This is a genomic window from Aliiroseovarius sp. M344 (assembly GCF_025140835.1).
Lineage (GTDB): Bacteria > Pseudomonadota > Alphaproteobacteria > Rhodobacterales > Rhodobacteraceae > Aliiroseovarius.
In genome coordinates this window covers 2125599-2146983 of record NZ_CP081153.1, presented here as the reverse complement: position 1 = coordinate 2146983, position 21385 = coordinate 2125599, and the positions used below count along the sequence as shown (strand labels likewise).

Genomic DNA, 21385 nt, shown 5'->3' with positions numbered 1-21385 from the left:
CCTTTGACTTACCTAAAACACACCTTCTATCGACTGGCCTGCCGAAAGAAAGCGCGCAACACTTCGTGCAACATTAACCCATTCAATACTGCAAATGTAATTTTTTAGGAATGCCGGTTAACGGGCAAGGGGAAAAAGGCAATAAGAACATCAACTTTGCGATAGCACTGTTGATCGCATTTTCCATTTATTACTGCCCGGCTTGCGATGCCACTCCAGTATCTTTTTCTGACCTTTGTGGATGCGCAGCGTTTTTACGCTGTCTTCCTGAATGGTTGCTTTGATGTTTTCAATGATTTCAGCGCCATGCCCCCACGGCGCCATGATGTCCATAATCCACAGCTGCGACCCTGACCGCCACTCGTCAAAATCATCAAGCCCGTTGCCGGAAAGATGTTTTTTCTCGGCTGCCGTATCCAGTTTGGCCCATGTAACGAGGCCGCGGGGGACGTTGCCCGCGCGATATATATTGAATTGTTTCAAATAGATTGGTGGCTCGAACGCCTTTGCAATAGCGCGCGCCGACCAGTTTCCGTATAGGTCGGAATAGAAGGTCAAAAACGCGAGCTCACCGAAGACACGCAACACATCCTCATTCGGGTAAAGAGGCGAAACCTCGATCAAACCGCCTGTGTCTTCATTCTTTGTCATCGTTCAACCTCAGACTTCAAAACCTAGTTAGGGTTTTCCCCTCGACGCCGCGCGCAATGAATAAGAAGATCAATGCGCCGATTAGAAGTGGAGCAGAAAGTGACCGACGCCGAAGAAGATGACAACACGAAAATTGACTTAGAGTTTCCGAAACAGAACGAGATGGCGAAGGGCCGGGTTCAACTTCGACCCAGTGAAGGCTTTCGCGGCTGGCTGACACAGCACCGTATCTCTCTGGCGTTCAATACATACCACATCGGAAAACTGTTCATGATCGGCGTAGACGAGGCTGGCCAGTTCATGCTGTCGGACGCCAATTTCCCACGCTCTATGGGGTTGAGCCTGCACAAAGGCACGCTGTGGATGGCAAGCCATAAGCAGATCTGGCGATTTGAGAACTTTCTGGACAAGGGCCAGATGTCTCAAGGCAATGACGCAGTTTTTGCGCCAATTGGTGCGACCACCACGGGGTATGTCAACTTGCATGACCTGCGGGTCAGTGACAGCGGTGTTTACTTCATAGCCTGCCAGTTTAACTGCATCGGAAGGCTTCACGAAAAGTGGAGCTTCGAGCCGATCTGGAAACCACCTTTTATCAGTGATTTCGCTTACGGTGACCGTTGCCATTTGAACTGTCTGGCACTGGAAGACGGCGCGCCGAAATACGTCACTTGCTTTGCGAAAACGGATACAGTCGCGGGCTGGCGGGCTTTTCCAAAGAGCGACAGCAATGGATTGCTGATCGACGTCCAGACCAACGATATCCTGTGTGACAATCTGCACATGCCTCACTCGCCTCAACTGCATAAAGGACGGCTTTATGTGGCCAACAGCGGTTTGGGCGAATTTGGAGAAGTCGACAGATCAACCGGCACGTATCGCAAAATTTGTTTCATTCCGGGTTTCACCCGCGGCATCGCATTTTGGAAGAACTATGCGCTGGTCGGTGCATCCCGGCCCCGGCAGAATGGTGTTTTCGAAGGCAATGACGAAACCCCGCTGAATCAGCGGCTAAGTGATGCGGGGATCGCGCCGGAATGCTCGATATCTGTCGTCAATCTGGACACCAATGAAGTGGAACACCAGATCGTTTTGGGCGGGGCCGCGTCTGAAATCTATGATGTTTGTGTCCTGCCCTCGATACGTAAGCCGCGCGTTCTGGACGTCGACAGCGATGATCTGAACACGATGTTTCGGCCGTCCAAACTGTATATCTGACGCCGCGGTGCGCATTTCCGGGATGGCGAGGCGCTAAAAAGAAAAGGCCCCGCGAACGGAGCCTTTTCGATCATTTGTCGTCCCAGATCAGTTAATGATCTTTGCCTCGGTCGCGGCACGCAGTTCATCTTCGGTCACGCCTTCGGCGCATTCGACGATTTTCAAGCCGCCATCAACCACGTCCAGAACACCAAGATTGGTGATGATCCGATCCACGACCGCCTTACCGGTCAGCGGCAACGTGCAGTCCTTCAAGACTTTCGAGTCGCCATGCTTATTGGTGTGATCCATCACGACGACCACGCGGCCAACACCGGCCACAAGGTCCATCGCGCCGCCCATGCCTTTGACCAGCTTGCCGGGGATCATCCAGTTGGCCAGATCGCCGTTTTCCGCGACTTCCATCGCGCCAAGGATTGCCATGGCGATCTTGCCGCCACGGATCATACCAAAGCTCATCGAGCTGTCGAAATACGAGGTCTGGGGCAATTCGGTGATGGTCTGCTTGCCCGCATTGATCAAATCGGCGTCGATTTCATCTTCGGTCGGGAAAGGGCCCATGCCCAGCATTCCGTTTTCCGATTGCAGCGTGACGTGAACACCTTCGGGGATATAGTTCGACACCAGTGTCGGAATACCGATGCCCAGGTTTACATACCAGCCGTCTTGCAGTTCCTGCGCCGCGCGGGCGGCCATTTGATTGCGGTTCCAAGCCATATCTTAAGCCTCCCGAATGGTGCGTTGTTCGATACGCTTTTCGTGCTCGCCCTGAATGATGCGATGCACATAGATGCCGGGCAGGTGGATCGCGTCAGGGTCCAGCGATCCGGTTGGCACGATCTCTTCCACCTCGACCACACAGGTCTTGCCGCACATGGCAGCCGGTGGGTTGAAGTTGCGAGCGGTCTTGCGGAAGATCAGGTTGCCGGTCTCGTCCGCTTTCCATGCTTTCACGATGGACAGATCCGCAAAGATACCTTCTTCAAGGATATATTCCTCGCCGTTGAAGATCTTCACGTCTTTACCTTCCGCGATCACGGTGCCGACGCCGGTCTTGGTGTAGAAGCCCGGAATGCCGTGACCCGCGGCGCGCATGCGCTCGGCCAAAGTGCCTTGCGGGTTAAACTCCAACTCCAGCTCGCCCGAGAGGTACTGGCGCATGAACTCGGCGTTTTCTCCCACATAAGACGACATCATTTTCTTGATCTGCTTCGTGTCCAGCAATTTGCCAAGACCGAAGCCATCAACGCCACAGTTGTTTGAGGCGATGGTGATGTCCTTAACACCGCTTTCGACCAGCGCGTCGATCAGCAGTTCCGGAATGCCGCACAGGCCAAAGCCCCCGGCGGCAATCAGCATCCCGTCGCTCAAAAGCCCATCGAGGGCTTCGGCGGCGTTGCCATATACCTTGTTCATGAAAGTTCCCTCTCGTCAGTTTCGTATGTGTTCTGGCGCGCAGGCGTTGCAAAGTCAACGAAACCCGTGCCTATAAAGGCCCACTGCGTATTTCTACCTGTCGAAATGGCCCCCTGGTTCTGGCTGGGCGTCTATAACTTTGGTTGATTGCGCCCCTGATGATCCAAAGTCCAATATCAGTCCACCCGATAATGCCCAAGATTGGGTGCAGACATACCTGCATTGGAGAACAACATGACCTTTCAAAAAACCAAGAACGCATTCGTCACAGCCGTCGTGCTGGCGATGCTCGCCGCGCCCGTCAGCGCCCAGACGACGCGTGATGAGGTAATCGAAATGCTGACCGCTGAGGGTTATACTGAAATCAAGATCAAGCGCAGCCTGTTTGGAAATCTGCGGATAGAAGGCGAGGGGCCGAAGGGCGAGCGCGAAATCGTGCTTGGCAAGAATGGCGAAATCCTGCGCGATAAGTTTGAACCGGAAAATGATCGCTATGATGACGACCGCGATGATGATCGCGACGATGATCGCGATGATGATGATGACGATGACTACGATGATGATCGTGATGATGACCACGATGATGATCGTGATGACGAACGCGACGATGACAAGGACGACGATCGCGACGACGACAAAGACGACGACAAGGACGACGACAAAGACGATGACGACTGATCCGTTTTAAATCGCTAAAACAGCGCCAGAGGCCGACATGAAACCAAAAACGATTACCAAAATTGGCATCGCAATATACGTGCTGTCGGCCATGGCTTTCACCGAGGAACTGATCGGTGAGATTACCGGCTTCTATCTTTTGAACTTTGGTTGGATCGTTCACGAGATGGTCGAATTGGCGACCCTTATCGGGTTCATCATTGGTGGCGTGCTGTTATGGCACAGCCACCGTGCCATTCACGCGCGCAACGCCGAAGTGGAAAAACTGCTGCGCGCCGCCAAGGGCGAATTTACCGCCATGCTACAAGCCCTGTTTGCGCAGTGGTCGCTGACCGAGGCCGAGCAGGATATCGCGCTGTTAACCATCAAAGGGATGACCGTCGCCGAGATCGCAGAGGCGCGACAAACAAGTCAAGGCACAGTGAAGTCGCAAAATAATGCGATCTACAAAAAGGCCGGGGTGCGAAACCGTACTCAACTTGTTGGCGCCTTGGTGGAAGAATTGTTGGAACGTCCAGAAGAGACTCATGCGAGGGAGAACGCAGCCTGAGACCAGATGTCCGCATCGCTGCGTTCACTTCCCCACAAGCTATACCGGGTGGCGCTACAATGCTGCAGTCTTGATAGGCTTAGCCTGCGGCCGTCTTTTTCTTGGCTGCGGCTTTCTTTTTCGGGGCAGCCTTCTTTTTCGCAGGCTTTTTCTTGGCGGCTTTTTCAGCAATCAACGCCACGGCCATGTCCATCGTTACGTCGGCGGCTTCGACGTCTTTGGGAATGGTCGCGTTGACCTTTTCCCATTTCACATAAGGCCCATAACGCCCGTCCATGACATTCACCGGGCCACCATCTTCAGGGTGCTCGCCCAACTCTTTCAATGGCTTGGCGGCGGCACGGCCGCGGCCGCCGGGGTTGGCGCGTTTCTCGGCCAGCATCTCGACGGCGCGGTTCATGCCGATCTCAAAGACATCGTTGGGGTCTTTCAGATTGGCATAGGTCGGTTTCGCGTCGTCGGGCAGCTTGTGCATGACGTATGGCCCGAACCGCCCAAAGTTTGAGCTGATCATACCACCTTCCGGGTGTTCGCCGATCTCGCGGGGCAGGGACAGAAGCACCAACGCCTTTTCAAGATCCATCTCGTCCTTTTCCCACCCTTTGGGCAGGCTGGCGCGTGGCGGCTTTTTGTTCTCAGGCGTCGGTTCGCCGCGCTGAACATAGGGGCCAAAACGGCCAGACTTCAGCCAGATCTCGTCGCCTGCATCTTCGCCCAGAACACGCTCGTCCCCTTCAGCGCCTTCACCAGCGATGGGGCGGGTATAAGTGCATTCGGGGTAGTTGCCGCAACCGACAAACCCACCAGTGCGCGAGGTTTTCAGGTGCAAAGACCCTTGGCCGCATTTCGGGCAGATGCGCGGGTCCGATCCGTCTTCGCGGGGCGGATACAGCTGTGGCGCAAGCGCCGCGTCCAGCTTGTCGAGCACTTCAGAAATCCGCAGCTCGGATGTCTCGGCAATCGCGGCCGAGAAATCACGCCAGAAGCGCGCAAGCACTTCTTTGTAATTCATGTCGCCGGCCGAAATCTCGTCGAGTTCTTCTTCCAGATTTGCGGTGAACTCATAGCCCACATATTGCCGGAAGAAGTTCATCAGGAAGATCGTCACGATCCGCCCTTTATCCTCAGGGAACAGGCGGTTCTTGTCCTTGCGAACGTACTCGCGATCCTGGATCGTGGTGATCACCGACGCATAGGTCGACGGGCGACCAATGCCCAGCTCTTCCATGCGTTTGACCAGCGTCGCCTCGGTATAGCGGGGCGGGGGTTGGGTGTGGTGCTGTTCGGGCGTGACGCCTTTTTTCTCGGCGGCTTCGCCTTCCATGATCTGGGGCAAACGCTTGTCGTCGTCGTCATCGCCGGCCTGATCATCGCGCCCTTCTTCATACACTTTCAAGAAGCCTTCGAAGACCACAACCTGACCAGTGGCGCGCAGCACAACTTGGCCGTCGCTTGAACCCACATCCACAGATGTCCGCTCAAACTTCGCACTTTCCATCTGGCTGGCGAGGGTCCGCTTCCAGATCAGGTCATATAGCTTGCGCTGATCGGGCTCCAATTTCGCCAAATCACTGCCGGACACGGTCATATCCGTCGGGCGGATACATTCGTGCGCTTCTTGGGCGTTCTTGGCTTTGTTCTTGTAGATGCGCGGGCTGGCGGGGATGAACTCTTTGCCATAGCGATCGGTGATTGCGTCACGGGCGGCGGTCACGGCTTCTGGCGCCATGTCGATGCCGTCGGTCCGCATATAGGTGATGTACCCGGCCTCATAGAGGCGCTGGGCGGTCGACATGGTCTGGCGCGCGCCGAAACCGAACTTGCGGCTGGCTTCCTGTTGCAGGGTCGATGTCATGAAGGGCGGCGAGGGGTTGCGGGTCGCGGGTTTCGCCTCGACCGACTGAACCGACAGATCGCGCGACGATATCGCCTGAACGGCCAATTCGGCGGCGGTTGCGTTCTCAAGGTCATAACGGTCGAGCTTCTGGCCACCCAAGACTGTCAGGCGTGCCTCGAACTCCTGTCCGCGCGGCGTTTGCAGCAGTGCCTTAACCGACCAGTACTCGCGCGCTTTAAACGCCTCGATCTCTTCCTCACGCTCGACGATCAGACGCAGGCAAACCGATTGCACACGACCTGCAGACCGCGCACCGGGCAGTTTACGCCACAGAACCGGCGACAGGTTGAAGCCCACCAAATAATCCAACGCGCGACGGGCGAGGTATGCCTCGACCAGATCGGTGTCCACGTCGCGAGGCTGCTGCATCGCTTCGGTCACGGCGGATTTTGTGATCGCGTTGAACACAACGCGGCTGACCGGCGTGTCCTTTTTGATCGCACGCCGCTTGCGCAGGGCTTCCTCAAGATGCCATGAAATTGCTTCGCCTTCACGGTCGGGGTCAGTGGCGAGGATCAGGTTGTTATCGCCTTTCAACGCATCCGCAATCGCGCGCACGTGCTTTGCACTGTCGCGGCCGATCTCCCATTTCATGGCGAAATCGGCGTCGGTGTCGACCGAACCATCCTTTGGCGGCAGATCACGCACGTGCCCGTAAGACGCCAGCACCGTGTAATCGGAGCCAAGATATTTGTTGATGGTCTTGGCTTTGGCCGGGCTTTCAACGACGACAACGGGCATGAACTTCCTTCCGACTCAGATGCGCCATGAAAAAAAGGCGGTCTTTCTGGAGGCGTTAGATGGGTTGTGAAAGGCAGGTTTGTCAATGGCCCCTCTTTATATATAGGCAGCCATGTCGCCGCGCCCCCTTAAGGGGGCGGGAAATTTCGCCGTCGCAAATATATTCGATTTGCACGGAAAGAACATTCGTGGAACACTCTTTCCACCCGGTTCCCCCGTTGATAAAGAGCAGGCATGAGCGATTTCAACGAAGACGATGCCCCCAAGGCTCCTGCGGCCGCCGCGCGTCCAAGCCTGTCGCAACAGGCAATGGCCGCGCGCCCGATGCCGTATCTGGATGGGCTGAACCCGGCACAGCGCGAAGCGGTCGAGGTGTTGCAGGGTCCGGTATTGATGTTGGCGGGTGCCGGGACGGGCAAGACCAAAGCCCTGACCACACGGATCGCGCATTTGCTGAACACCGGGCAGGCCCGGACGAACGAAATCCTTGCCGTGACCTTCACCAACAAAGCGGCGCGCGAGATGAAGGAACGTGTTGCCAGCCTGTTGGGCCAGACGGTTGAGGGGATGCCTTGGATGGGCACGTTCCATTCGATCTGCGTGAAGCTTCTGCGCCGTCATGCAGAGCTTGTGGGGCTGAAAACGAACTTCACCATTCTCGACACGGATGACCAGATCAGGCTGATGAAACAGCTGATTGCCGCCAACAATATCGACGAAAAGCGCTGGCCCGCGCGGTTGCTCGCTGGTGTGATCGACAACTGGAAAAACCGCGCGTGGACGCCCGAGGTGTTGCCTGCGTCAGAGGCGAACGCCTTCAACGGTCGTGGACCGGAACTGTATGCGCAATATCAGGCGCGATTGCAGACGCTGAACGCCTGCGACTTCGGCGACCTGCTGCTGCACATGGTCACGATTTTCCAGAAACACGACGATATCCTGAAGCAATACCAAAGCTGGTTTCGCTACATCCTCGTCGACGAATATCAAGATACCAACGTCGCCCAATACCTCTGGCTGCGCCTGCTGGCGGCGGGTCACAAGAACATCTGCTGCGTGGGCGATGACGACCAGTCGATCTATGGCTGGCGCGGGGCCGAGGTCGGCAACATCCTGCGGTTTGAAAAGGATTTTCCCGGCGCGAAAGTTGTCCGGTTGGAACAAAACTACCGTTCCACTGCGCATATTCTGGCCGCCGCGTCCGGCGTGATTGCGGGCAATGAAGATCGACTGGGCAAAGAGCTTTGGACCGACGCCGAGGGCGGCGAGAAGGTCCGCCTGATCGGCCATTGGGACGGCGACGAAGAAGCCCGCTGGGTCGGGGAAGAGATCGAGGCGATGCAATCGGGCACACGGGGCAGGGCGCCGATGTCGCTGGACGATATGGCCATCCTCGTGCGCGCCTCTCACCAAATGCGCGCGTTCGAGGATCGTTTCCTGACCATCGGTCTGCCGTATCGCGTGATCGGCGGCCCGCGCTTCTATGAACGTTTGGAAATTCGCGATGCGATGGCCTATTTCCGGCTGGCGGTCAGCTTGGCCGACGATTTGGCTTTTGAGCGTATCGTCAATAAACCCAAGCGTGGTCTGGGTGATGTCGCTACCACGGCGATCAGAAATCTAGGAACACGCAGCGGAAAGTCACAATTTGAAGGTGCGAAAAAAGCGGCGGCTACGTCTGCAGTAAAGGGTAAAGGCGGCAAGGCCCTTGCTGAACTTGTAGGCAACTTGGAGTTCTGGAGCTACCTTGTGTCACACGTTGGCGATGCACGGGAATTGCGTGTTCATAGAGCAAAGATCTACTGTGAGAGGCGGGAAATTAGAAAGCTTTCTCAACATCTTGTGAGTGTTGAGATCGCGATACCTGACGGCGAAGAAGAGATTGCTGCGCAGGCCGAGGCGGCTTTGCGACTAAAGTCTCGAATTGCTCAATGTGAATCAAGAATTGAACTTCTCGAAAAGCACATTCGGATCCTACTAGGTGATCATATTTTACTCGCTGAAACCATACTGGAAGACTCCGGCTACACCGACATGTGGCTCAATGACAAAACGCCCGAGGCACCGGGGCGGTTGGAGAACCTCAAAGAGCTGGTCAAAGCTTTGGAAAGTTTTGAGAACCTGCAAGGCTTCTTGGAACATATCAGCCTGATCATGGACAATGACACCGACGACGCCGAGGAAAAGGTCACCATTATGACCTTGCACGGCGCGAAGGGGTTGGAGTTCCCCGCTGTGTTCCTGCCGGGCTGGGAAGACGGGCTGTTTCCGTCTCAACGCTCGATGGATGAAAGCGGTCTTAAGGGGCTCGAGGAAGAGCGGCGGCTGGCCTATGTAGGTATCACGCGGGCCGAAGAGGTTTGCACGATTTCCTTTGCCGCGAACCGGCGCGTCTATGGCCAGTGGCAGTCACAACTGCCCTCGCGGTTTGTAGACGAGCTGCCCGCTGATCATGTCGAGGTGCTGACCGCGCCCGGCCTTTACGGCGGCGGGTACGGGGGCATGGCCGGGGATTTCGGCGGCAATTCCCCTTTGGAGGAGAAAGCCAGCCGGGCGGATGCCTATAACTCGCCGGGGTGGAGGCGGATGCAGTCACAGGGGAACCTGCGGGCCAAATCCAGCCCGAACGAAGCGCGCGGCTTGGTGATCGACGCCACTGCCGTGTCGTCCTTTACCCAAGGCGACAGGGTGTTTCACACAAAATTCGGGTATGGCACCGTGATGGGCATTGAAGGCGACAAACTGGATATCGAGTTTGACAAGGCGGGAGCCAAAAAGGTCGTGTCGAAGTTCATCGTGCCCGCTGCACAGGCGGGCTGATGTGCCAAAAGGCAAAGCTTAAATGTAACCTTTTCCATAGCAATGACTACATCTTCGCCGACCCGTCCGCCCAGCGTAATCACCCTGTCCATCGCATACATGGCACTTTGTTCGCGCCGCGTTTGCATTGGCCGTAGATGGGCTGTCATACAGTGCCCTTATTCTTTTTATCTGAGAGTTTTCTTGGTGTTTTTGTCTAATGGCTTCTTCTCTGGTGCAAGCTTCGACATACGCATCACGCAGTTGTTTCAATAACTCGGTGCGTTCTGGGTCTTTGTAATTTTTGTCTACATAATCAGCCAAGGCCGATATTTGTTCGGACGAATAATCTGCGGACATCTTAATCCTCCACTCTCGCCTGCGCGTTTGTGGTCAAGACTTTGGCTCATGCTGATTGCAACTATTTAGTTTACGTTTTTCGCAATCAACGCCTGGACCGCCTACAAGACCACCCAATTACTTTTTGCGATCATAACATTGTTTCCGACGAAAAGCGCGATGGCACGATTAGTGAAGTCTTGCGTGGACTTTGTAGCCTTCGATCGTTTCCTCGCCCAGCTGCTTCAAGGCTTCCAACCTGTGCAAACCCTCGATCAGGACATAGCCCTTGCTGTCCTCACGCACGCGGATCGGTGTTTGTTGCCCGTTCTCAAGAATGTCCTCAGCCAGCGAAAGGGCCTTGTCGGCGTCCAGCGTTTTCATGCGCTTGACGGGGACACGGATTGCAGCGATGGGCAGAGTTTCTTTTTTCAGCATACCCCAGCTTGCACGTCGTTTCGCAAGATAGCCAGTGTTATCGAATGAGCGTGGGCGTCGCCCGCCGCCCATCCATCTATTCTGCATGAAAAAACGGCGACGCCCGGGAGGAGGTGGGCGCCGCCGTTCTGTTGTGAGGCGGGGCTCTGGGAGGAGGTAGAGACCCGACGTCATGTGGTTTGGGGTCTGGGAGGAGGTAGACCCGTCACCGTATCGGGATGGTTCCTGGGAGGAGGTAGGAACGTCCCGGATCTTTGGGGGTGCGGCGACACCTGGGAGGAGGTAGATGCCGCCGCGACCCGCGGACCTTCAAGGGAGGAGGAAGAAGGCCCGAAACTTATTTTTTGTGCGGCGGAACCGGGGAGGAGGTCGGTCCCGCCGCCAATCAAAGCCACCACCCGGGAGGAGGTGGGAGGCGGCTCGGAAACTTAGTTGCCGTAGACGGCCATGCGCGCCACAAGCCGGATCGAGCTGCGATTGATGCCCAGATCTTGCAGTTCATGATCGGACAGGTTCCACAGTTCGCGAACGGTTTTGCGGTACTGGGCGCGTTGCTCCAGCTTCTCTTTCCATTCGGAAAAACGGGCAACGATCCGGTCGGCAATGCTGGCAGGTGCCAGCAGAATTTCATTTGCGTATGTCATTTTCTCACTCATTTTCGTCTCTGCCGCAGAACCCTGCGGGGCGGGGCGGCGGGGCCGCTGATGTTCTTGTTGGCGCTCACACTGTCGCCTTGAAGCAGAAGATGGGGGTTATGCTGCAGATGCACAATACCCTGCGACCGCAAAGCTGGTATGCGGTGGGCGCATACATGAAAATGCCATAAATATAAGCGCTTGGTGTCACAATTCGCGTCCTTCAAGGCGCAATTGCTGCATTGCAGCGCATTTGTGAAATCAGCTTACCTAAAGTCAATTATTTTACCTGCGTAAAAAATATCAGTGATGCTTAAAAGGGCGCCGGAAAACCAAAATGCAAATGGGATGTTCCAAGGGTGGGGCGGTCACTTTTTCTTGGTAGAAGGAATCAATATCACGCACAGCACGGCATGAATGCCCCTTGCACCTGCGCTCAAAGCTGCCAAGTAATGGGCCAAGCTGAAGGAGACACAGATGTCGGATATGCGCGAAAAGATAATGGGCACGTTGTCCTCCATTGCTCTGCCAGATGGCGGGGATCTGGCGTCGCGCGACATGGTGCGGGCGCTGACGGTTGATGGCGGATCGGTCAGTTTCGTGATTGAGGCCCCGACGCCCGAACAAGCTGCAGGCATGGAGGCGCAACGGCGCGCGGCCGAGACGGCGATTGCGGCCTTGGACGGGGTCGAACGTGTTTCAGTCATTCTGACCGCCCATGGTCCTGCCAAAGCCGCAACACCGCCGCCCAACCTGAAGATCGGGGGGCACCCGAAACCGCAAGGTGGTCCATTGCCGGTGCCGGGGGTGGCAAACATCATTGCGATTGCGTCGGGCAAGGGCGGGGTCGGGAAATCGACACTCAGCTCGAACCTAGCCGTCGCGTTGGCGCGACAGGGGCGCAAGGTCGGGCTGCTGGATGCCGATATTCTTGGGCCCTCGCAGCCGCGCATGATGGGGACCACACAGCGGCCATCTTCACCGGATGGCGAACAACTGGTCCCGGTTGAAGCCCATGGCGTGAAGATGATGTCCATCGGGTTGATGCTGAAATCGGACCGCGAGGCCGTGGTCTGGCGTGGACCCATGTTGATGGGTGCGTTGCAGCAGATGTTGTTTCAGGTCGATTGGGCGCCCTTGGATGTGTTGATCATCGACCTGCCGCCCGGCACGGGCGACGTTCAGCTGACTTTGGCGCAGAAATCACAGATGACCGGGGCGATCATCGTTTCGACGCCGCAGGATGTCGCACTTCTGGACGCGCGCAAGGCGATTGACATGTTCCAGAAGGTGAACGTCCCAATCCTTGGACTGATCGAGAACATGTCCACCTATGTCTGCCCCAACTGCGGACACGAGGCGCATTTGTTCGGCCATGGTGGCGTCAAAGATGAAGCCGCCGAACTGGGCGCGCCCTTCCTTGGTGAAATACCATTGTCGCTGGACGTGCGACTGGCTGGGGACAGCGGGACACCTGCGGCAGCGGGGGACGGGCCTCTCGCCGAGGCCTATGCCACACTCGCCCGCGACATGATCGCGCGCGGTATCGCCTGACCTAAAGCGTTTCGAGAAAAACCTGACTCACCGATTTTTGGCGAAACGCCTTAAACTCCTTGAATCCGCAAGTTGCATGCATTTTGCAGGGCGACTTGGCATTGCATGGGAAACCATGGGCCTTGGCATGGGAAGTCATGGGCCGTGCTAGGGCGCGTGGCATGAGAAATCATCGGTAACGGGCGGATTTCGGCCGAATCAATCCAAATTCATTGCTTTTCTGCAGATTCTGTCGCCGTCTGAATATCGGACAGACGCCGTATGGTGGTGCCTGTTGGGAATTTTTTTGGGAAATTAGGGGAAGTTTTTATGCTGCGCTTGCAGCACTATATATGGTGTTTATCACTTCCATATTCAGCTAGGTGTCGTGTCTAACTTTCCGATTTTCACACAATATGTTGTTTTTGCACATCTTCCAAAACAACATCTGGCAACCTTAATGCATAAAAACTTGTTGCGTCCCACGATTTCCCAAGTTATCCCTAAATGCAAGATGAGGACGGGACATAAGAGGCAACAAGACCTCGTGACACTCCCAAGTCAGGTTTCATACAGGCACCCGCTTCATCCTAAGAAAGAGATCCGGCGCGAACGCGAGCAGACATCCCCCCAGGTGGCGCGCGCAGCTGGACACCCGGAAACGGGACAGGCGGCGGATTGGGCAGTGGCAGCAGCTCAATCCGCCGTTTCTATTTCAGCCCCCGACTTAGATGGGGGCGCAGTGAAATTGGGACAGTGAAGGAGCCGCGAAAGTGGCACGCAGATTCAGAGGCGAAAGCCACCATAAGGTGGATGCGAAGGGCAGGGTGTCGATCCCAGCCCTGTTTCGCCGTGTTCTGGAAGCTGGCGACCCCGACTGGACCGACGGTCTGAACCCCAATATTGTTATTGTTTATGGCGATCACCGCCGCAATTACCTTGAATGCTACACAATCGAAGCCATCGACGAGGTTGATCTGAAGATCGCCAACCTGCCGCGCGGCTCGATCGAGCGGCGGATGCTGGAACGCATGTTCAACGGTCAATCGCTGCCCACAACCGTGGACGAAACCGGTCGGCTTGTGCTGCCCGCCAAGCTGCGCGCAAAAATCGGTCTTGAGAACGAGGCGTTCTTCATCGCCACCGGTGACACGTTCCAGATCTGGAAGCCCGAGACATACGAAGACGTTGAAATGGCCAAGGCCGAAGCCTGGCTGGATGAACAGCCCGAAGATTTCGACCCGCTGACACTTCTAAGTGGCGGGTCCGTTTCCGGTGGGGATGGCTGACATGACCGATCCGGCTGCCACCGAAAAACGTCCTCATATCCCAGTCTTGCTACGGCCGCTTTTAGAAGCGGTCGCGCCTGTTTCTGGTGATTGGGCGGATGGCACGTTTGGGGCGGGCGGATATACGCGGGGATTGCTGGATGCGGGCGCTGACTGGGTGTGCGGCATTGATCGTGACCCAATGGTGTTTGACATGGCGGCCGATTGGGCCGCGGAATATGGCGACCGCCTTTCCCTGTGCGAAGGCACATTCTCTGACATGGACGAGCTTGCCGGCCGCCCGCTGGATGGCGTGGTGCTGGACCTTGGCGTCAGCTCGATGCAGCTTGATCTGGCGGATCGGGGCTTTTCTTTCATGCGCGACGGGCCGTTAGATATGCGGATGAGCCAATCCGGACCAACTGCCGCCGACATCGTAAACCACGCAGACGAAGAAGCGCTGGCCGACATCCTGTATCACTATGGCGAAGAACGTGCATCGCGTCGGATCGCGCGGGCAATTGTGAAGGCGCGTGCAGACGCACCGTTCGAAACCACGCTGCAACTGGCCAGTGTGGTCGAGAAATGCCTGCCGCGCTCAAAGCCCGGCCAAAGCCATCCCGCAACCCGGTCGTTTCAAGCGATCCGCATTGCGGTGAATGATGAGTTCGGACAGTTGATTGATGGGCTTGAAGCCGCCGAGCGCGCGTTGAAGCCCGGCGGCAAACTGGCAGTCGTCACCTTCCATTCGATGGAAGATCGTGTCGTGAAGCGGTTTTTTCAGGCCCGCGCCTCCGAAGGCGGGGGCGGGTCGCGCTATGCGCCCGAGCAGGCACAGGAAACGCCACGCTTCAAGCTCACCCCCAAAAAAGCCATCGCACCGGATGCTGATGAGCTCGCCGAAAACCCCCGTGCGCGGTCATCCCGCCTGCGGGTTGCTACCCGCACAGATGCCCCGGCTGGTCCGTCGGACCGGCGCAAACTTGGCCTTCCACCCCTTGTCTTCAAGGATAAATCATAATGCGTAGCTTGCTTTACGTCACATCTGCTTTGGTCGTCATGGCATTGGCCTATTGGGCCTATTCCGAGAATTACAAAACACAAGCTTCGTTGGATCGCGTCGAAGATTTGCAGCTTGAAATCGGGCAGATGCAGGAGCAACTGACCGTGTTGCGCGCTGAATGGGCGTATCTAAATCGCCCTGATCGGCTGCGCGATCTGGCCGAGCTGAACTATGACAAGCTGGGGCTTTTGCCCTTGGCGCCCGAGCAGTTCGGGCGGGTCGATCAGGTATCCTATCCAATCGAAGAACTGCCCGAAATCACCGAAGCCTTTGATGTTATTGGGGAGATTGATCAATGACCCGCGTCCCCCTGCGCCCTCTGGCCCGCATTCTTCAGGCCCGCGCAAAAGGTGAAAACCCTGATGTGATCGAGCGCGAGAATCTGCGCCATCGCCATGACGAAATCCGCGACCGGTCGCGGTTGCGTTCAGAAGGGCGGCTTTTGGTCCTGGCCGGTCTGTTCTTGTGTGCGTTTTTGGTGGTCGGCGGACGTATGGCGATGTTGTCAGCGACCGAGCCGCAGGAACCGCGCGCGCATGCGCCAGGCTCAGCGATTGCAACCGCGCGCGCTGACATTGTGGACCGTCAGGGCCGCATTCTGGCCACCAACCTCGTGACCCATGCGCTCTATGCCCAGCCGCCCCAGATGGTGGACCCAGAGCGCGCGGCGGATGAGCTGATCAAAATTTTCCCGGACCTGAAGCGCGAGCGTCTGATCAAAGACTTCACAGGCACGCGTAAGTTCCTGTGGATCAAGAAAAAACTGAGCCCAGAGCAAAAGCAGGCCGTGTTTGATATTGGCGAGCCGGGCCTGTTGTTCGGGCCACGTGAAATGCGGCTATATCCCAATGGCAAACTGGCAGCCCATGTGCTGGGCGGGGCGAGTTTTGGTCGCGAAGGCGTCAGCGCCGCCGAAGTGATTGGCGTGGCCGGGGTCGAAAAACAGTTCGACGACTATCTGCGCGATCCCGCCAATGGCGACAAGCCGCTTGAGCTGTCGATCGACCTGACCATCCAGACCGCAATCGAGCGCGTGTTGTATGGCGGTATGAAGCTGATGAACGCCAAAGGCGCGGCGTCGGTGCTGATGGATGTTCATACCGGCGAAGTTGTCTCGGTCGTGTCGCTGCCGGATTTTGATCCCAACAAGCGCCCACGTGTTCTGACCAAGGGGGATCAATCGGACAGCCCCTTGTTCAACCGCGCAGTGCAGGGCGTGTACGAGCTTGGCTCGACTTTTAAGATATTCACAGCAATTCAGGCAATGGATCTTGGGCTGGTCAATCCGAACACGGTGATCGACACCGACGTGCCGATGAAGATTGCGGGCTACCGGATCGGAGAGTTTAAGAACAAAAACTACGGCAAGCTTAGCGTCTCAGATATCATCGTTAAATCCTCTAACCGAGGCACCGGGCGGATGGCTTTGGAAATTGGGCCGGAACGACAGCAGGAGTTTCTGCGGTCCATCGGGATGTTCGAACGGACGCCTTTTGAAATTGTAGAGGCACGCGGCTCGCAACCCTTGCTTCCAGAGAAATGGGGCATACTCAGCTCGGTCACGATTTCCTATGGGCACGGACTATCGTCCACGCCGATGCATCTGGCGGCAGGCTATGCAGCGATTGCCAATGGCGGGTTTGCCGTTAAGCCTACAGTGTTGAAGCAAGACCGGCTGGCGCGCGGTCCGCGTGTCATGTCAACAGAATCTGCCGCAGCGGCGCGCGACATGCTGCGCAAAGTTGTGACTGAAGGCACGGCGTCTTTTGGTGAAGTGGCGGGCTACAAGGTGGCCGGCAAAACCGGCACCGCCGATAAACCCAAGCCGCGCGGCGGGTATTACGACGACAAGGTCATCAATACCTTTGCCAGCATGTTTCCGTCCGACAACCCGAAATATGTGCTGATCGTGACCTTGGACGAACCGGTTGAAACGTCTGGGCCCAAACCGCGCCGCACCGCAGGGTGGACCTCGGTCCCTGTTGCGGCTGAGATCGTGCGCCGCGTCGCGCCGCTTCTGGGCTTGAAGCCTGAACCAGAACCTGTCGTTGAATCCCTTCTCGCAACTGGGGTAACACTCACCTCAAACTGATCTGGATGGGCACGAGTATCATGGGCGCTGAGACCACTATAAAATCCCTGGCTGAACTGGGGCTAAGCGCCCGGGGCGGTAAAGAGGTGCCAATCACTGGTCTATCGGTCGACAGTCGGTTGGTGAAACCCGGTCATCTGTTCGCAGCCCTTCCGGGGGCCAAGGTGCATGGGGGTGAGTTTATCCAATATGCGCTGCGCATGAAGGCGGCTGCAATCTTGACCGACCCGGAAGGCGCAAAGATTGCCAAGGCCGAAATTGACGCGTCGGATGTGGCGCTGGTTGTGACCGAAGATCCACGGATGGCACTGGCCTTTGCCTCGGCTCTGTGGTTCGGCGCGCAACCTGAAAACATCGTTGCGGCGACCGGGACGAACGGCAAAACCTCGGTTGCGTCATTTACCCGCCAAATCTGGACCCTGTTGGGGATCGAAGCGGCGAATATCGGCACGACTGGTGTCGAGGGCGCGTTCACTGCCCCCCTGAAACATACAACGCCCGAACCGATCACCCTGCACAAAGTGCTGGCGGATATGGCAGGGGCTGGCGTGACCCATGCGGCGATGGAAGCGTCGTCACACGGGCTTGTGCAACGCAGGCTGGACGGTGTGCGCTTGACGGCCGCTGCCTTTACCAATTTCACGCAAGATCATCTGGATTATCACGAAACCTTCGAGGAATACTTCGCAGCCAAAGCGGGACTGTTCGCGCGCGTGCTGCCCGAAGGTGGCACCGCTGTGATCAACATGGATGACCCGAAAGGGCGCGAAATGGCGACCATCGCCGAAGCGCGCGGCCAGCAGCTGATCCGGGTGGGGCAGCACGACGATTGCGAATTGCGCCTGAAGGCCCGCCGGTTTGATGCGACAGGGCAAGAGTTGATGTTCACTTGGAACGGCACTGCACATACCGCGCGGTTGAACCTGATCGGCGGATTTCAAGCAGATAACGTGCTTGCGGCGGCCGGGCTGGCGATCGGATGCGGGGCAGAGCCACAGCATGTGTTTGACACCTTCAAGGATCTCGAGACCGTGCGTGGCCGGATGCAACTGGCCGCGACCCGCGACAACGGGGCCGCGGTGTTTGTGGATTATGCCCACACCCCCGACGCCCTGAAAACCGCGCTGCGCGCCATGCGCCCGCATGTGCTGGGTCGACTGGTCGTGGTGTTCGGCGCGGGCGGAGACCGCGACACCTCAAAACGGAAACTGATGGGACTGGCGGCGGCAGAAAACGCCGATGTCGTGTTCGTCACCGACGACAACCCACGCACCGAAGATCCGGCGGCGATCCGCGCGATGGTCATGGCAGGCTGTCCCGAGGCCGCGAATGTCGGCGATAGGGCCGAAGCGATCCTGCGCGGTGTTGATGCGCTTGGCCCCGGCGATGCGCTGTTGATCGCGGGCAAGGGGCATGAGACCGGCCAGACAGTTGGCGACGATGTGCTGCCGTTTGATGATGCGGAACAGGCGTCAGTCGCTGTGGCTGCACTTGACGGGCATTTGGCATGAGCCTGTGGCGCGCAAAAGACGCCGCAGCGGCAACGGGCGGGACAGCACAGGGTGACTGGACTGTTGACGGCGTGTCGATTGACACACGGACGATCCAGCCCGGCGATCTGTTCATCGCTCTGAAAGATGTTCGCGACGGCCATGAATTCGTGGCGCAGGCGCTCGAAAAAGGGGCCGGGGCCGCGATGGTTAGTCGCATTCCCGATAATGTCGCCCCCGACGCGCCGTTGTTGATCGTGAAGGATGTGCTGGAGGGGCTGGAAGCGCTTGGCCGCGCCGGGCGGGCACGGTCGGCGGCACGTGTGGTTGCGGTGACAGGATCGGTCGGCAAAACCTCGACGAAAGAAATGTTGCGCACCGTTCTGTCGGCACAGGGTCCAACCCACGCGGCGGAAGCGAGTTATAACAATCATTGGGGCGTGCCGCTGACGCTGGCGCGAATGCCCGTGGACACCGAATATGCTGTGATCGAAATCGGCATGAACCATCCCGGCGAGATCGGACCGCTGGCGCGTTTAACCCGCCCCCATGTCGCGATGGTCACGACCGTAGCGGCAGCCCATCTGGAGGCGTTTGACGACCTTGCTGGCATCGCCCGCGAAAAAGGCGCGATCTTTAAAGGGTTGGAGCCGGGCGGCACTGCCGTGTTCAATGGCGATCTAGATACCTCACCGGTGCTGGCGCTGGCGGCCGAAGGCTTTGATCAACAAAGCTTTGGGGAAGGCGCGGCGAACGACCACAGGTTGACCCATGTGTCACTGACCCCGGATGCAACGATTTGCAAAGCCGAGGTTGCCGGCGACACGCAGTTGTTCAAAATCGCAACGCCGGGCCGGCACTTTGCGATGAATGGACTGGCCTGTCTGGTTGCGGCCCAAGCATTGGGTGCTGACACGACACTAGCGGCACGTGATATGGTGTTGTGGGCGCCGCCATCAGGACGCGGCACCCGCGAAGAGGTCCTGCTGGACGCCAGCGAGGACCTGACCCTGACGTTGATCGACGACGCGTTCAACGCCAACCCGACCTCAATGGCCGCCGCACTTGAGGTGCTTGGGGCCATGACGCCCGAAAACGGCGTTGGGCGCATCCAGAAAGGCCGCCGGATCGCGATCCTTGGCGATATGTTGGAACTTGGCCCGGATGAAGAAGCACTGCACGCCGCCATCGCGGACCTGCCATTCATCAAACCCCTTGATCAAATCCACTGTGTCGGTCCCCTGATGAAACGCCTTTGGGATCGCCTTGATGGCGATCAACAGGGGGTATGGGTGGAAACAGCCGCCGACATGGCGCCCCATCTTCGCAAAATCGTCGATGCGGGTGATGTTGTCTTGATCAAGGGCTCTAAAGGGTCGCTTGTGTCTCAAACAGTTGACGTCTTGCGCAAAATGGGCCAATCGCTCGGATAACTCCAAAAAGGGACCCACAATATGTTGTATTGGTTGACCGAGTTTTCGGACGGTGGCGATGTTTTCAACCTGTTTCGTTATATCACGTTTCGCTCGGGCGGGGCGTTCTTCACCGCGCTGATCTTCGGGTTTATTTTTGGCAAACCGTTGATCAACATCTTGCGCCGCAAGCAGGGCAAGGGCCAGCCGATCCGCGAGGATGGCCCTGAAAGCCACAAGGAAAAACAGGGGACGCCGACAATGGGCGGGCTGTTGATCCTGTCGGCGCTTCTGGTGTCCACGCTCTTGTGGGCGCGGCTGGACAACCCCTATATCTGGATCACGCTTTTTGTCACCTATGGCTTTGGTTTGATTGGATTTGCAGACGATTACGCCAAGGTCTCAAAAGCCACGACAGCGGGCGTTTCCGGTAAAATCCGCATGGCCATCGGGCTGGCGATTGCAGCGATCGCGGGCTATCTCGCCTCGATCAGCCACCCGGAGGGATTGCAGTTTCAACTGGCGCTGCCCTTCTTCAAGGACACACTTTTGAACATGGGTATATTCTTCGTGCCCTTTGTGATGATCGTGATTGTGGGGGCTGCGAATGCGGTCAACCTGACCGATGGTCTGGACGGATTGGCGATTATGCCGGTGATGATTGCAGCGGGCACATTGGGCGTCATCGCCTATGCCGTTGGCCGCGTTGACTTCACCGAGTATCTGGATGTGCACTACGTCCCTGGCACCGGTGAGCTGTTTATTTTCACTTCTGCCCTGATCGGCGGGGGGCTTGGGTTTCTGTGGTATAATGCCCCCCCTGCGGCGGTGTTCATGGGCGACACCGGTTCGCTGGCTCTTGGCGGCGCACTGGGCGCCATTGCGGTCGCCACCAAGCACGAGATCGTGCTGGCAATCGTCGGCGGCCTGTTTGTGGTCGAAGCGCTGTCGGTCATCATTCAGGTGCTGTATTACAAACGGACTGGTCGCCGGGTGTTTTTGATGGCACCCATTCACCATCACTTTGAGCATCTGGGCTGGAAAGAGCCGCAGATCGTCATCCGCTTCTGGATCATTTCCTTGATCCTAGCGCTGATTGGACTGGCGACGCTGAAGGTTCGGTAAGACGGCGCAATACTGATGACCAAAGCCCTGCCATTCGGTG

General features: G+C 57.3%; 18 protein-coding genes. 12 read left to right on the top strand and 6 right to left on the bottom strand.

All coding sequences use genetic code 11. From position 1 onward, the window contains the following. Window positions 1–150 precede the first annotated feature (150 nt). Entirely contained in the window at window positions 151–651 is a 501-nt protein-coding gene (locus tag K3556_RS10445; protein ID WP_260516731.1) for a toxin-activating lysine-acyltransferase, read from the bottom strand. 99 nt (window positions 652–750) lie between these two features. Between K3556_RS10445 and K3556_RS10440 the strand changes: the two genes are divergently transcribed. After that, the gene (locus K3556_RS10440; RefSeq protein WP_260516730.1) at window positions 751–1869 is read left to right on the top strand and encodes a TIGR03032 family protein; all 1119 of its coding nucleotides are present in this window, start codon (window positions 751–753) and stop codon (window positions 1867–1869) included. Between the two features lie 87 nt (window positions 1870–1956). Here K3556_RS10440 and K3556_RS10435 read toward each other — a convergent pair whose 3' ends face one another. Then, window positions 1957–2586, bottom strand: a complete 630-nt coding sequence (locus K3556_RS10435) for a 3-oxoacid CoA-transferase subunit B (protein ID WP_260516729.1) — start codon at window positions 2584–2586, stop codon at window positions 1957–1959. A 3-nt stretch (window positions 2587–2589) separates the two neighbouring features. Then, the gene (locus K3556_RS10430) at window positions 2590–3285 is read right to left on the bottom strand and encodes a CoA transferase subunit A (RefSeq protein ID WP_260516728.1); all 696 of its coding nucleotides are present in this window, start codon (window positions 3283–3285) and stop codon (window positions 2590–2592) included. Window positions 3286–3519: 234 nt separating this feature from the next. On the opposite strand from K3556_RS10430, the gene K3556_RS10425 reads away from it, so the two are divergent. Continuing rightward, entirely contained in the window at window positions 3520–3963 is a 444-nt protein-coding gene (locus K3556_RS10425) for a PepSY domain-containing protein (RefSeq protein ID WP_260516727.1), read from the top strand. 37 nt (window positions 3964–4000) lie between these two features. Further along, the gene (locus K3556_RS10420; RefSeq protein ID WP_260516726.1) at window positions 4001–4513 is read left to right on the top strand and encodes a helix-turn-helix transcriptional regulator; all 513 of its coding nucleotides are present in this window, start codon (window positions 4001–4003) and stop codon (window positions 4511–4513) included. Window positions 4514–4592: 79 nt separating this feature from the next. On the opposite strand, the gene topA is transcribed toward K3556_RS10420, so the two are convergent. Beyond that, a complete protein-coding gene (gene topA / locus K3556_RS10415) occupies window positions 4593–7151 on the bottom strand; it encodes a type I DNA topoisomerase (RefSeq protein ID WP_260516725.1) in 2559 nt (852 codons plus the stop codon). A gap of 234 nt (window positions 7152–7385) precedes the next feature. On the opposite strand from topA, the gene K3556_RS10410 reads away from it, so the two are divergent. Further along, window positions 7386–9971 (top strand): ATP-dependent helicase, encoded by a 2586-nt coding sequence (locus tag K3556_RS10410; RefSeq protein WP_260516724.1) that lies wholly within the window; start codon window positions 7386–7388, stop codon window positions 9969–9971. A gap of 507 nt (window positions 9972–10478) precedes the next feature. Here the strand turns inward: K3556_RS10410 and K3556_RS10405 are convergent. Both K3556_RS10405 and K3556_RS10400 read right to left on the bottom strand, forming a co-directional pair. Continuing rightward, the gene (locus K3556_RS10405) at window positions 10479–10727 is read right to left on the bottom strand and encodes a ParB N-terminal domain-containing protein (RefSeq protein ID WP_260516723.1); all 249 of its coding nucleotides are present in this window, start codon (window positions 10725–10727) and stop codon (window positions 10479–10481) included. A 428-nt stretch (window positions 10728–11155) separates the two neighbouring features. Beyond that, window positions 11156–11383 (bottom strand): DUF1127 domain-containing protein, encoded by a 228-nt coding sequence (locus tag K3556_RS10400; protein WP_260516722.1) that lies wholly within the window; start codon window positions 11381–11383, stop codon window positions 11156–11158. Window positions 11384–11839: 456 nt separating this feature from the next. Here K3556_RS10400 and K3556_RS10395 point away from each other — a divergent pair, with 456 nt between their 5' ends. The 8 genes from K3556_RS10395 to mraY all read left to right on the top strand — a co-directional run bounded on the left by K3556_RS10395 (window position 11840) and on the right by mraY (window position 21345). After that, complete coding sequence (locus K3556_RS10395) at window positions 11840–12916, top strand: Mrp/NBP35 family ATP-binding protein (protein ID WP_260516721.1); 1077 nt, start codon at window positions 11840–11842, stop codon at window positions 12914–12916. Window positions 12917–13668: 752 nt separating this feature from the next. Then, window positions 13669–14184, top strand: a complete 516-nt coding sequence (gene mraZ / locus K3556_RS10390; protein ID WP_260516720.1) for a division/cell wall cluster transcriptional repressor MraZ — start codon at window positions 13669–13671, stop codon at window positions 14182–14184. Between the two features lies 1 nt (window position 14185). Beyond that, window positions 14186–15184 carry a 16S rRNA (cytosine(1402)-N(4))-methyltransferase RsmH gene (gene rsmH / locus K3556_RS10385; protein WP_409557746.1) on the top strand — a complete coding sequence of 333 codons (999 nt, stop codon included), beginning with the start codon at window positions 14186–14188 and terminating at the stop codon, window positions 15182–15184. After that, window positions 15184–15525, top strand: coding sequence for a cell division protein FtsL (locus tag K3556_RS10380; protein ID WP_260516718.1), 342 nt, complete (start codon window positions 15184–15186; stop codon window positions 15523–15525). The genes rsmH and K3556_RS10380 overlap by 1 nt, the downstream gene beginning before the upstream one ends. Then, window positions 15522–17318: a penicillin-binding protein 2 gene (locus K3556_RS10375; protein ID WP_260516717.1), complete on the top strand. Its 1797-nt coding sequence runs from the start codon at window positions 15522–15524 to the stop codon at window positions 17316–17318. The genes K3556_RS10380 and K3556_RS10375 overlap by 4 nt, the downstream gene beginning before the upstream one ends. Window positions 17319–17323: 5 nt before the next feature. Then, complete coding sequence (locus K3556_RS10370; protein WP_409557745.1) at window positions 17324–18829, top strand: UDP-N-acetylmuramoyl-L-alanyl-D-glutamate--2,6-diaminopimelate ligase; 1506 nt, start codon at window positions 17324–17326, stop codon at window positions 18827–18829. After that, on the top strand, window positions 18826–20241 hold the full coding sequence (gene murF, locus K3556_RS10365; protein ID WP_260516716.1) for a UDP-N-acetylmuramoyl-tripeptide--D-alanyl-D-alanine ligase: 1416 nt from the start codon (window positions 18826–18828) through the stop codon (window positions 20239–20241). Before K3556_RS10370 ends, murF begins: the two co-directional genes overlap by 4 nt. A 21-nt stretch (window positions 20242–20262) precedes the next feature. Continuing rightward, window positions 20263–21345 carry a phospho-N-acetylmuramoyl-pentapeptide-transferase gene (gene mraY / locus K3556_RS10360; RefSeq protein WP_260516715.1) on the top strand — a complete coding sequence of 361 codons (1083 nt, stop codon included), beginning with the start codon at window positions 20263–20265 and terminating at the stop codon, window positions 21343–21345. Window positions 21346–21385 lie beyond the last annotated feature (40 nt).

Bases quoted from the DNA above. Each gene is read 5' to 3' on its own strand.
- K3556_RS10445 (WP_260516731.1), bottom strand. From the start codon at position 651: ATGACAAAGAATGAAGACACAGGCGGTTTGATCGAGGTTTCGCCTCTT.
- K3556_RS10435 (WP_260516729.1), bottom strand. From the start codon at position 2,586: ATGGCTTGGAACCGCAATCAAATGGCCGCCCGCGCGGCGCAGGAACTG.
- K3556_RS10430 (WP_260516728.1), bottom strand. From the start codon at position 3,285: ATGAACAAGGTATATGGCAACGCCGCCGAAGCCCTCGATGGGCTTTTG.
- K3556_RS10425 (WP_260516727.1), top strand. From the start codon at position 3,520: ATGACCTTTCAAAAAACCAAGAACGCATTCGTCACAGCCGTCGTGCTG.
- K3556_RS10420 (WP_260516726.1), top strand. From the start codon at position 4,001: ATGAAACCAAAAACGATTACCAAAATTGGCATCGCAATATACGTGCTG.
- topA (WP_260516725.1), bottom strand. From the start codon at position 7,151: ATGCCCGTTGTCGTCGTTGAAAGCCCGGCCAAAGCCAAGACCATCAAC.
- K3556_RS10410 (WP_260516724.1), top strand. From the start codon at position 7,386: ATGAGCGATTTCAACGAAGACGATGCCCCCAAGGCTCCTGCGGCCGCC.
- K3556_RS10405 (WP_260516723.1), bottom strand. From the start codon at position 10,727: ATGCTGAAAAAAGAAACTCTGCCCATCGCTGCAATCCGTGTCCCCGTC.
- K3556_RS10400 (WP_260516722.1), bottom strand. From the start codon at position 11,383: ATGAGTGAGAAAATGACATACGCAAATGAAATTCTGCTGGCACCTGCC.
- K3556_RS10395 (WP_260516721.1), top strand. From the start codon at position 11,840: ATGTCGGATATGCGCGAAAAGATAATGGGCACGTTGTCCTCCATTGCT.
- rsmH (WP_409557746.1), top strand. From the start codon at position 14,186: ATGACCGATCCGGCTGCCACCGAAAAACGTCCTCATATCCCAGTCTTG.
- K3556_RS10380 (WP_260516718.1), top strand. From the start codon at position 15,184: ATGCGTAGCTTGCTTTACGTCACATCTGCTTTGGTCGTCATGGCATTG.
- K3556_RS10375 (WP_260516717.1), top strand. From the start codon at position 15,522: ATGACCCGCGTCCCCCTGCGCCCTCTGGCCCGCATTCTTCAGGCCCGC.
- K3556_RS10370 (WP_409557745.1), top strand. From the start codon at position 17,324: ATGGGCACGAGTATCATGGGCGCTGAGACCACTATAAAATCCCTGGCT.
- murF (WP_260516716.1), top strand. From the start codon at position 18,826: ATGAGCCTGTGGCGCGCAAAAGACGCCGCAGCGGCAACGGGCGGGACA.
- mraY (WP_260516715.1), top strand. From the start codon at position 20,263: ATGTTGTATTGGTTGACCGAGTTTTCGGACGGTGGCGATGTTTTCAAC.